The following is a 10,986-nucleotide window of genomic DNA, read 5'->3' as shown; positions in this document are numbered from 1 at the left end:
AGCACCGTGAGGTGTGGAGGTGACCGGTACTAATAGGCCGAGGGCTTGTCCTCAGTTGCTCGCGTCCACTGTGTTGGTTCTGAAACCACGAACAACCCGCCCCTATGGCCATGGGGGCGGCTGGTTGTCTGTTTCATAGTGTTTCGGTGGTCATAGCGTAGGGGAAACGCCCGGTTACATTTCGAACCCGGAAGCTAAGCCTTACAGCGCCGATGGTACTGCAGGGGGGACCCTGTGGGAGAGTAGGACGCCGCCGAACTCCTTTTAGAGCTCTGGCTCTTGGGCATGCAGCCCGAGAGCCAGAGCTTTTTTGCGTTGAGGTAGGGTCAGGGAGCATCATCGGCTCGTTTCACCCCAGGAGGCCCCCGCGTGGAGGTCCAGGAGACCCGCGTGCAGACCGACCGGGTCCTCACCATCCCGAACATCCTGAGCATGGCGCGCCTCGCCGGCGTGCCGCTCTTCCTGTGGCTCATCCTCAGGCCCGAGTTCGGTGGCCCGCAGAGCGACGGCTGGGCGCTGTTGGTGCTGGCCCTGAGCGGGATCAGCGACTACCTGGATGGAAAGCTCGCGCGGCGCTGGAACCAGATCAGCAGTCTCGGCCGGTTCCTGGACCCCGCGGCCGACCGCCTTTACATTCTTTCGACGCTGGTGGGCCTCACCTGGCGTGAGATTCTCCCGCTCTGGTTGACCCTTGTACTGCTTGCCCGGGAAGCCATGCTGCTGGTGATGGTGGGCATCCTCCGGCGCCACGGCTATCCGCCGCCGCAGGTGAACTTCCTGGGCAAGGCCGCCACCTTCAACCTCATGTACGCGTTCCCCCTGCTTCTGCTCAGTGACGGAAGCGGGTGGATCGCGTCACTCGCCGCTGTTTTCGGATGGGCGTTCGCCGGATGGGGTACAACCCTGTACTGGTGGGCAGGTGTTCTCTACGTGGTGCAGGTCCGCCGCCTGGTTCGTGCGGACGCCGCAGCCGATTGAACTCGCTGATTGTGCGGCCTCAGTGGCCGGATGGCCCGCGCTGGGAAAGTGCGGGACCCTGGACGGGTGAAGTCGGCCAAACCGTCGTCTCTCAGAGGAGGACGCTTCCGACATGAAGGCCGTCGTGATGGCTGGAGGCGAAGGCACGCGCCTTCGTCCCATGACCTCGAGCATGCCCAAGCCGCTCCTGCCGGTGGTCAACCGGCCGATCATGGAGCACGTTCTTCGGTTGCTCAAAAGGCATGGGCTCAACGAGACCGTGGTCACCGTCCAGTTTCTGGCCTCGCTGGTCAAGAACTACTTCGGTGACGGCGAAGAGCTCGGAATGGAGCTCACGTATGCCAATGAGGAGAAGCCACTCGGTACTGCCGGAAGCGTCAAGAACGCCGAAGAGGCGTTGAAGGACGATGCCTTCCTCGTCATTTCCGGCGATGCCCTGACCGACTTCGACCTCACCGACCTGATCAATTTCCACAAGGAAAAGGGCGCGCTCGTCACCGTGTGCCTGACGCGCGTGCCCAACCCCCTGGAATTCGGCATCACCATCGTCGACGAAGAGGGCAAGGTCGAACGCTTCCTGGAGAAGCCGACCTGGGGACAGGTCTTCTCGGACACGGTGAACACCGGGATCTATGTCATGGAGCCCGAGGTCTTCGACTACGTCGACCCCGATGTGCCCGTGGACTGGTCCGGAGACGTCTTCCCGCAGCTAATGAAGGAAGGCAAGCCCATCTACGGCTATGTCGCCGAGGGCTACTGGGAGGACGTCGGTACGCACGAGAGCTATGTGAAGGCCCAGGCCGACGTTCTGGAGCGCAAGGTCGACGTCGACATCGACGGCTTCGAGATCTCGCCCGGCGTCTGGGTGGCCGAGGGCGCCGAGGTGCATCCCGACGCCGTACTGCGGGGGCCCCTGTACATCGGCGACTACGCCAAGGTCGAGGCCGGCGCCGAGATCCGGGAGCACACGGTCGTCGGCTCCAACGTCGTCGTCAAGACCGGGGCCTTCCTGCACAAGGCCGTCGTCGCCGACAACGTGTACGTCGGGCCGCACAGCAATCTGCGGGGCTGTGTCGTCGGCAAGAACACCGACATCATGCGCGCCGCGCGGATCGAGGACGGCGCCGTCATCGGCGACGAGTGCCTGGTCGGCGAAGAATCGATCATCCAGGGCAACGTGCGGGTCTACCCGTTCAAGACCATCGAGGCCGGTGCCTTCGTCAACACCTCCGTCATCTGGGAGTCCCGGGGCCAGGCGCACCTGTTCGGCGCCCGGGGTGTGTCCGGCATCCTGAACGTGGAGATCACACCGGAACTGGCCGTCCGGCTGGCCGGTGCCTACGCGACGACCCTCAAGAAGGGCTCCACCGTCACCACGGCCCGCGACCACTCCCGTGGTGCCCGTGCGCTGAAGCGGGCGGTGATCTCCGCGCTCCAGGCCAGCGCCATCGACGTACGCGACCTGGAGAACGTACCGCTGCCCGTCGCGCGGCAGCAGACCGCGCGGGGGAGTGCCGGCGGGATCATGATCCGCACCACGCTGGGGGTGCCGGACTCCGTCGACATCATGTTCTTCGACGGACAGGGCGCCGACCTGTCACAGGGGAGCCAGCGCAAGCTGGACCGGGTGTTCGCGCGGCAGGAGTACCGGCGGGCGTTCCCCGGAGAGATCGGGGACCTGCACTTCCCGTCCAGCGTGTTCGACTCGTACACCGGGTCGCTGCTGCGCAACGTCGACATCACGGGGATCGCCGAGTCCGGGCTCAAGGTCGTCGTGGACGCCTCCAACGGCAGCGCGGGGCTGGTGCTGCCCAGTCTGCTGGGGAAGCTGGGCGTCGACTCGCTGACCATCAATCCCGGTCTCGACGAGTCCAGGCCGACCGAGTCGGCCGACATCCGGCGCTCGGGCCTGGTGCGCCTCGGAGAGATCGTCGCGTCCTCGCGGGCCGCGTTCGGTGTGCGGTTCGACCCGGTCGGTGAGCGGCTCTCGCTCGTCGACGAGAAGGGTCGCATCATCGAGGACGACCGGGCGCTGCTGGTGATGCTGGACCTGATCGCGGCCGAGCGGCGCAGCGGGCGGGTCGCCCTGCCCGTGACGACCACCAGGATCGCCGAGCAGGTGGCGGCGTACCACGGCACCCAGGTCGAGTGGACGACCACCTCTCCCGACGACCTGACGCGGGTCGGCGGCGAGGAAGGGGCGATCTTCGGCGGTGACGGCAAGGGCGGCTTCATCGTCCCGGAGTTCAGTAGCGTCTACGACGGCACGGCGGCCTTCGTGAGGTTGATCGGGCTTGTCGCGCGCACGCAGCTCACGCTGAGCCAGATCGACGCGCGGATTCCGCGGGCGCACGTCCTCAAGCGTGATCTGGCCACCCCGTGGGCCGTCAAGGGCCTGGTGATGCGGCGGGTCGTCGAGGCGGCCGGGGACCGCTCCGTGGACACGACGGACGGTGTGCGGGTGGTGGAGACCGACGGGCGCTGGGTCATGGTGCTGCCCGACCCGGCCGAGGCCGTCACCCACCTGTGGGCCGAGGGCCCCGACGACGCCTCCGCGCAGGCGCTGCTCGACGAGTGGTCCGCGGTGGTGGACAGCGCGGGCCGGTAGAACACACCGCACGCGTGCGTGCCGGACAAGTGTCCCCAAGGGGGCCTGTCCGGCACGCCGGTGGGGCCGTTCGGAGGTAGTGGCGGTGGCGTGCGACGATGTGCGGCATGCCGCAGCCACCCCCCGTTCGGAGCACATCCACGCGGCCCGCGCGCCTGGACGCGTCCATGTCGTTGCTGACCAATGTCATGGATCACAGCCTCGACGACGGATACGCCGAGGCCGCCGAGCGGAAGAAGGCCGACGGCAGCGGCGGAATGCCCAGGACCCTCCGGGCCAAGCTCGGACTGGCGGTCGGCCTCGTGCTGGCGGCCCTGGTCGTGACGGTCGGCGCGGCCCAGGCGCGGGTCGCCGCTCCGGTCGTCGCCAAGGAACGTGAAGAACTCGTCGACCGCATAGAGGGGGAGACCTCGGCGGCGGACAAGCTCGAGAAGAGCATCGACGAACTGCGCGACGACGTGAACACGCGGCGGCGCGAGGCACTGGAGAAGAGCGGCGACAGTGATCGCTCCGACCTGGTGGGCATCCTGTCGGGCGCGGTGGAGGTACACGGTCCGGGCGTGAAGCTCGTGGTCAACGACGCCAAGGACGTGGGCACGGGCGGTGACGGGCAGCCGCGCGGCACGTCCGGGTTCTCCGACACGGGCCGGGTGCGGGACCGGGACATGCAGCGCGTGGTCAACGGGCTGTGGGAGTCGGGCGCCGAGGCGATCTCCATCAACGGGCAGCGGCTGACCGCGCTGTCGGCGATCCGGGCCGCCGGTGACGCGATACTGGTCGACAACAGGCCGCTGGTGCCGCCGTACACGGTGCTCGCGGTGGGGGACGGCGAGCGGCTGAGCAGCACGTTCCAGGACAGCGCCGACGGGCTCTACCTGCATGCGCTCCAGGAGAACTACGGGATCCGGACCGCCATCTCCGTCGCGGACGACCTCGAGCTGGCGGCCGCACCGAGCGTGATCGTACGTACAGCACAGCCGATAACCGAGAAGGGCACATCGTGATCGCCGTACTGGGCCTCGTCGTGGGAGTCGTGGCCGGATTGCTGGTCCGGCCCGAGGTGCCGGCGGCCGTGGAGCCGTATCTGCCGATCGCCGTCGTGGCGGCGCTGGACGCCGTCTTCGGTGGTCTGCGGGCCATGCTCGACGGCATCTTCGACGACAAGGTCTTCGTGGTGTCGTTCCTGTCGAACGTGGTCGTGGCCGCACTGATCGTGTTCCTCGGCGACAAGCTGGGCGTCGGTGCCCAGCTTTCCACCGGTGTCGTGGTCGTCCTCGGCATCCGCATCTTCTCCAACGCCGCGGCGATCCGACGCCACGTCTTCCGGGCGTGAGGCCGATGAGCGACCACGACGAGCAGCCCGCGAACAGGCTCCGCAAGGAGCTGCCCGGCGAAGTGCCGGCGTCGGAGTCCCCGGCCGCGGACGCCCCGGTCACCCCCGAGGGCGGCGCCCCGGGTGAGGGACAGCCGGAGCCGGAGCCGACCGGCAGGACGCGACTCCTGAAGGGGCTGTGGCCGCCGCGCCTCACGCGGGCGCAACTCATCGTCGCCCTGCTCCTGTTCGGGCTGGGTTTCGGGCTCGCGGTCCAGGTGGCGTCCAACAGTGACAGCGACAGCGCGCTGCGTGGCGCCCGGCAGGAGGATCTGGTCCGCATCCTCGATGAACTGGACGACCGTACTCAGCGTCTTGAAGACGAGAAGCAGGGCCTCGAGAAGCAGCGCGACGAGCTGGAGAACAGCTCCGACCAGGCGGAGGAGGCCCGCAAACAGACGCTGGAGAAGGAGCGGCAACTGGGCATCCTCGCGGGCACCGTGGCCGCGCAGGGGCCCGGCATCACGGTGACGATCGAGGACACGAAGGGGACGGTCGAGGCGGACATGCTGCTCGACGCGATCCAGGAGCTGCGCGCGGCGGGCGCGGAGGCGATCCAGGTGAACGGGGTACGGGTCGTCGCCGGTACGTACCTCGCGGACTCCGACAAGTCCGTGAGCGTCGACGGGAACAAGATCAAAGCGCCCTATCGTTTCCAGGTCATCGGCGAGCCGCAGGACCTCGAACCGGCTCTCAACATTCCTGGAGGCGTGGTGCAGACTCTGGAGAAGGAACAGGCCACCGTTACTGTTGAGCGGTCGAGCAAGATCGTCGTGGACGCCTTGCGAGCGGCGAAGCGGCCTGACTACGCTCGGTCGTCCTCCCAGTGAACCGGCGGTGCATGGTGGGCGTCCGGCGAGGGCATGAGGTTGCGGGGGGTCGGCGCACCGATTGGGTGGTGCGTGGTGGAAACTGTCTGGTGGAGACGGACGTTGTGAAGGTGTCCGGGTCGACCAGTACGTTCGGTAAGGGTTCGTCCTGCCCCACGGGCGGGTCTGTTTCGGTCAAGGGGAATCGCCCGTGAAGTTGTTTGCGAAGTTGTTCGGCAAGAGCGCGCGAGAGGGCAGCGACAACGCGACCGCTCGCCATCGCGCACAGCCCGACGCGGAGGGCCGACGCCCGATGTTCCGGGACCAGGTGACTGGTCCGGGCGGTGACATTCCCGGTGGTCAGGGCGCGCCGTCTGTTGACCCCGCACAGTCCGGCGGCATAGGTTTCGGCCAACCGTCAGCCTCAGGTACGGGTGGAGGGTTTCCCCCCGGCCCGTACGCGTCGAACGCCCCGGCGGGGCAGCCGCGGCAGGAGGATCCGTCCATGTCGGCCCTGGTGTGTACGAGGTGCGGTAACCGCAACGCGGAGAACAGCCGCTTCTGCTCCAACTGCGGAGCGCCGCTGCGTGCCGGGGCGGTGCCGGAGCGTGCGTCCGAGACGACCTCCACGATCTCCATCTCCGGTCTCGAGGCGTACGACGCCGAGGCCACCGGTCAGACGGCGATGCCGGCGCTCTCTCCCGAGGCGCAGGCGGCGGTGGACGCGCTGCCGCTCGGCTCCGCGCTCCTGGTGGTGCGCCGCGGTCCGAACTCGGGCAGCCGCTTCCTGCTGGACGGCGAGCTGACCACCTCGGGGCGTCACCCGCAGAGCGACATCTTCCTGGACGACGTGACGGTCTCGCGCCGGCACGTGGAGTTCCGACGCAGTCCGGACGGTTCGTTCACGGTCGCCGACGTCGGCAGCCTGAACGGCACGTACGTCAACCGGGAGCGCATCGACCAGGTCGCCCTGGCCAACGGTGACGAGGTGCAGATCGGCAAGTACCGGCTGGTGTTCTACGCGAGCCAGCGGGGTTACTGACCCGCCCCCGGGCCTTCCGCCCGGGGAACCTCCAGGGAAGGTCCATGCTTCAAACACCGAGCGGCGGTGCCGGGCAAGGCGCCGCCGCCACGGACAGTGGGCTGATGAGCATCGGCACAGTGCTGAACGCGCTGCGTGACGAGTTCCCCGACATCACCATCTCCAAGATCCGCTTCCTGGAGTCGGAGGGCCTCGTCGAGCCGCGGCGGACCCCGGCCGGGTACCGCAAGTTCGGCGCGCACGACGTCGAGCGCCTCGCCGAGGTGCTGCGCATGCAGCGGGACCACTATCTGCCCCTCAAGGTGATCCGTGAGCACCTGGACGCCGTGGAGCGCGGCGAGGCCGTGGCCCTGCCGAGGGTCGGCCGCCAGCGTGCCGGGGAGGCCGTGCCGGAGCCCGCCGAGAGCCCGACGGTGGCCAGGATCGGGCGGGACGAACTGCTCGCCGCGGCCGGTGTCGACGAGGAGGAACTGAAGGAGTGGGAGTCGTACGGACTCCTCGCTCCGCTGCCCGACGGGGCGTACGACGCCGAGACGGTCACCGTGGCGTCGCTGGTGGTGGAGCTGGGGCGGTTCGGGATCGAACCGCGGCACCTGCGGGTGATGAAGGCCGCCGCCGACCGGGATGCCGGGCTCGTGGACCAGGTGGTGGCCCCGCTGAAGCGTCACCGCAACCCCCAGACCAGGGCACATGCACAGGCCCGTACCAAGGAGCTGGCGGGACTGGCGGTGCAACTGCACGCGGCGCTGGTGCAGAGCGCCCTCGGCGTGCGGCTGCCCTGAACGGGACGGGTCCGCAGACCCGGATCGCCCACCCGATCCCGGCCCGACTACCCAAACGTCCCGGGCACGGCCTAGGGTTGCTGTGTGAACGAGCTCGATGTCGTAGGTGTCCGGGTCGAGATGCCCTCCAACCAACCGATCGTGCTGCTGCGCGAGGTGGGCGGCGACCGTTACCTTCCCATCTGGATCGGACCGGGGGAGGCGACGGCGATCGCCTTCGCCCAGCAGGGCATGGCTCCCGCACGGCCGCTGACCCACGACCTGTTCAAGGACGTGCTGGAAGCCGTCGGCCAGGAGCTCAGCGAAGTACGCATCACCGACCTGCGCGACGGGGTCTTCTACGCCGAGCTGGTCTTCGCGAGCGGGGTCGAGGTCAGTGCCAGGCCGTCCGACGCCATAGCGCTGGCCCTGCGCACCGGTACACCGATCTACGGCAGTGACACGGTCCTCGACGACGCCGGCATCGCCATCCCGGACGAGCAGGAGGACGAGGTGGAGAAGTTCCGCGAGTTCCTCGACCAGATCTCGCCCGAGGACTTCGGGACCAGCAACCAGTGAGACGCGCGGGCCGATGTGGGCCGGGGCGCCGCACGGCCCCCGTCCGGACACATTCGGCTAGCCTTTCCCCGGGACAGGGCACGGGAAACCACTCGTAGGGTGATTATCACTCGGCGTGCCGAGTGTGGCGATCGTTGACGCACCCTTGGTGACTGCCTACCTTCGAGGAGGCAGGTCAAGGACGGAGGTCGGCGTGAGAATCAGCGGCGACGGTACGGCTGGGGGTGGCCCCGGGCACAGCTTCGGGGCAGGCGGTCCGTACCCTCCCCCGGGCTCTCGGCTCCGCGCGAGCGGGGGCCATCCCCAGCACGGTGGCGCGGCCGATCCCGGTCTGCAGCGACCGGCAGCGGTGCCGACCAGCGGAGGGGCGACGTCCATGGCGTCCGAGCAGATCGGCTATCGCGGGCCGACGGCCTGCGCGGCCGCCGGTATCACCTACCGGCAACTCGACTACTGGGCCCGCACGGGCCTCGTCGAGCCCAGCGTGCGGCCCGCGCACGGATCCGGTACGCAGCGCTTGTACAGCTTCCGCGACGTGGTCGTGCTGAAGATCGTCAAGCGCTTCCTCGACACCGGGGTGTCACTGCAGAACATCCGCACCGCCGTCCAGCATCTGAGGGAGCGCGGCTTCTGCGACCTGGAGCGGACGACGCTGATGAGCGACGGCGCCACCGTCTACGAGTGCACCTCGCCCGACGAGGTGCACGCCCTGCTCCAGGGCGGTCAGGGCATCTTCGGTATCGCGGTCGGCGTGGTGTGGCGGGACGTGGAGAGCGCCCTGTCCCAGCTCCACGGGGAGCGGATCGACACGGGGGAGACCCTGGTCGGGCACAATCCGGCGGACGAGCTGGCCGCGCGGCGGAACAGAGCGGTCTGACACGTCGCCCCGCCGGCGGGCGCCGTCGGGCCGGTGAGCGGCGGCATTGTCAGTGGCGTAGGGCAGCATCGGAGATGTGAGAACCGCGCCCACGATCCTGCATCTCGACATGGATGCCTTCTTCGCCTCGGTGGAGCAGGCGTCCAAGCCGAGCCTGCGCGGGAAGGCCGTCGTCGTGGGCGGCCTCGGACCACGCGGCGTGGTCGCCACCTGCTCGTACGAGGCGCGGGTGTTCGGTGTGCACTCCGCGATGCCCATGGGCCAGGCCCGTCGGCTCGCGCCCCACGCCGCCTACCTCGTTCCCCGCTTCGAGCTCTACCGGTCGATCAGCGAGCAGGTGATGCGGCTGCTGGGGGAGCTGTCGCCGCTGGTGGAGCCGCTGAGCCTGGACGAGGCCTTCGTTGACCTGGAGGCCGGCGGGACGGCCTGGGACGCGGCGTCGGCGCGGCTGGCCGGGGCGAAGCTGCGCAGGGACATCCGCACCGTCACCGGCCTCACCGGGTCGGTGGGGCTGGCCGCCTCCAAGATGCTCGCCAAGATCGCCTCGGAGGAGGCCAAGCCCGACGGACTGGTCCTGATCCCGCCGGGGACGGAGCGGGCCATGCTGGAGCCGATGACCGTGCGGACGCTGCCCGGGGTGGGACCGGCCACGGGAGACCACCTGCGGCGGGCGGGGATCACCACCGTCGGCGAGATCGCCGAGGCGGGCGAGGACGAGCTGGTGCGGCTGCTGGGCAAGGCGCACGGCCACGCGCTGTACGCCATGGCGCTGGCCCGTGACGAGCGGTCCGTGGTGGCCGAGCGGGAGACCAAGTCGGTGTCGGTCGAGGACACCTACGACGTGGACATCCACGACCGGGTGCGCGTCGGCGTCGAGGTGGGGCGGCTGGCGGACCGGTGCGTGCGGCGGCTGCGCGGGTCCGGTCTGTCCGGGCGGACCATCGTGCTCAAGGTGCGCAGATACGACTTCTCCACGCTGACGCGCTCCGAGACGCTGCGCGGACCCACCGACGACCCGGGGGTGGTGCGGGAGGCCGCCGCCCGGCTGCTGGACTCGGTGGACACCACGGGCGGTGTGCGGCTGCTCGGGGTGGGTGTCAGCGGGCTCGCCGACTACACACAGGAGGACCTGTTCGCGCAGGCGGCGGGAGACCGGGCCGAGGAACCGGCCGCGGAGCCCGAGGCCGAGCCCGCCGAGGAGCCCCAGCCGTCACCCACCGAGCGCCGGTGGCCTTCGGGGCACGACGTGCGGCACACGGAGCACGGGCACGGGTGGGTGCAGGGCAGCGGTATAGGGCGGGTCACCGTGCGGTTCGAGACGCCGTACTCGCAGACCGGCCGAGTGCGGACCTTTCCGGTGGACGACCCGGAGCTGACCCCGGCGGATCCGCTGCCGCTGGTCGCGCCCATGGCACGAAGATCCGGGGAGACCGGACCCGCAAGGCCGGTTGCCTAGTGCCTGGTGGTGAGTGGTGAGTGGTGGGTGGCGGAGGAGCGGCGGAGTGTCAGTTGTCCTCGTTGCCCTTGCCGGCCAGCTTGCCGAAGTCGTGGTCGGGGAGCGGGGGAGGGGCCGCCACGTCCAGGCCGTAGTGGTGGTAGAGCTGGAGTTCCTGTTCCGGCGAGAGGTGGCGGCCGACGCCGAAGTCGGGCGCCTCCTTGATCAGAGCCCGGTCGAAGGGCACGCGCAGGGTGCCGTCGACCAGCTCGCTGGGCTCCAGGGGGACGAAGGCGTCCCTGCTGAAGAGACCCGTTCGTATGGCCGCCCACTCGGGGACGCCGGTGGCATCGTCGAGGTAGACCTCGTCCACGGTGCCGATCCTGGTGCCGTCGCGGTCGAACGCCTTGCGGCCGATCAGGTTCCGCGGATCGATGTCAGTACGCACGGGGCCCTCCACTTGATCGCACCACTGGGCCGGACTGGGGTCGCACACCAGCCGCCTAATCATCCGTAACTACTACA

At 69.1% G+C, this 10,986-nt stretch carries 11 protein-coding genes and 1 rRNA gene; 11 read left to right on the top strand and 1 reads right to left on the bottom strand.

Annotation, left to right across the window (positions count from 1 at the left end; translation table 11 throughout):
* The first annotated feature begins 142 nt into the window (after positions 1–142).
* The 11 genes from rrf (at position 143) to KUM40_RS32230 (ending at position 10,482) form a co-directional block, all read left to right on the top strand.
* Positions 143–259 (top strand): 5S ribosomal RNA (gene rrf, locus KUM40_RS32280).
* Between the two features lie 110 nt (positions 260–369).
* Positions 370–978 (top strand): CDP-alcohol phosphatidyltransferase family protein, encoded by a 609-nt coding sequence (locus KUM40_RS32275; RefSeq protein ID WP_217169779.1) that lies wholly within the window; start codon positions 370–372, stop codon positions 976–978.
* A 112-nt stretch (positions 979–1,090) separates the two neighbouring features.
* Positions 1,091–3,586, top strand: coding sequence for a mannose-1-phosphate guanyltransferase (locus tag KUM40_RS32270; protein WP_217169778.1), 2,496 nt, complete (start codon positions 1,091–1,093; stop codon positions 3,584–3,586).
* 167 nt (positions 3,587–3,753) lie between these two features.
* A complete protein-coding gene (locus KUM40_RS32265; RefSeq protein ID WP_217169777.1) occupies positions 3,754–4,590 on the top strand; it encodes a DUF881 domain-containing protein in 837 nt (278 codons plus the stop codon).
* Positions 4,587–4,919 (top strand): small basic family protein, encoded by a 333-nt coding sequence (locus tag KUM40_RS32260; RefSeq protein WP_003977440.1) that lies wholly within the window; start codon positions 4,587–4,589, stop codon positions 4,917–4,919. The genes KUM40_RS32265 and KUM40_RS32260 overlap by 4 nt, the downstream gene beginning before the upstream one ends.
* A 5-nt stretch (positions 4,920–4,924) precedes the next feature.
* Positions 4,925–5,788 (top strand): DUF881 domain-containing protein, encoded by an 864-nt coding sequence (locus tag KUM40_RS32255; RefSeq protein ID WP_217169776.1) that lies wholly within the window; start codon positions 4,925–4,927, stop codon positions 5,786–5,788.
* Positions 5,789–6,272: 484 nt separating this feature from the next.
* Positions 6,273–6,809: an FHA domain-containing protein gene (locus KUM40_RS42250; RefSeq protein WP_302180914.1), complete on the top strand. Its 537-nt coding sequence runs from the start codon at positions 6,273–6,275 to the stop codon at positions 6,807–6,809.
* 44 nt (positions 6,810–6,853) lie between these two features.
* The gene (locus KUM40_RS32245) at positions 6,854–7,591 is read left to right on the top strand and encodes a MerR family transcriptional regulator (RefSeq protein WP_217169774.1); all 738 of its coding nucleotides are present in this window, start codon (positions 6,854–6,856) and stop codon (positions 7,589–7,591) included.
* An 84-nt stretch (positions 7,592–7,675) separates the two neighbouring features.
* Positions 7,676–8,149, top strand: coding sequence for a bifunctional nuclease family protein (locus KUM40_RS32240; RefSeq protein ID WP_003977444.1), 474 nt, complete (start codon positions 7,676–7,678; stop codon positions 8,147–8,149).
* 193 nt (positions 8,150–8,342) lie between these two features.
* Positions 8,343–9,026 carry a MerR family transcriptional regulator gene (locus tag KUM40_RS32235; RefSeq protein ID WP_217169773.1) on the top strand — a complete coding sequence of 228 codons (684 nt, stop codon included), beginning with the start codon at positions 8,343–8,345 and terminating at the stop codon, positions 9,024–9,026.
* Between the two features lie 76 nt (positions 9,027–9,102).
* Positions 9,103–10,482: a DNA polymerase IV gene (locus KUM40_RS32230; protein WP_217169772.1), complete on the top strand. Its 1,380-nt coding sequence runs from the start codon at positions 9,103–9,105 to the stop codon at positions 10,480–10,482.
* A 49-nt stretch (positions 10,483–10,531) separates the two neighbouring features.
* Here the strand turns inward: KUM40_RS32230 and KUM40_RS32225 are convergent, their stop codons facing one another.
* Positions 10,532–10,909 (bottom strand): PRC-barrel domain-containing protein, encoded by a 378-nt coding sequence (locus KUM40_RS32225; RefSeq protein WP_217169771.1) that lies wholly within the window; start codon positions 10,907–10,909, stop codon positions 10,532–10,534.
* Between the last annotated feature and the right edge of the window lie 77 nt (positions 10,910–10,986).

Origin of the sequence: Streptomyces sp. AC512_CC834 (genome assembly GCF_019049325.1) — a bacterium.
Classification (GTDB): Bacteria; Actinomycetota; Actinomycetes; order Streptomycetales; family Streptomycetaceae; genus Streptomyces.
The sequence above is the reverse complement of the archived record's forward strand: the minus strand, read 5'-3'. Positions and strand labels throughout refer to the sequence as shown.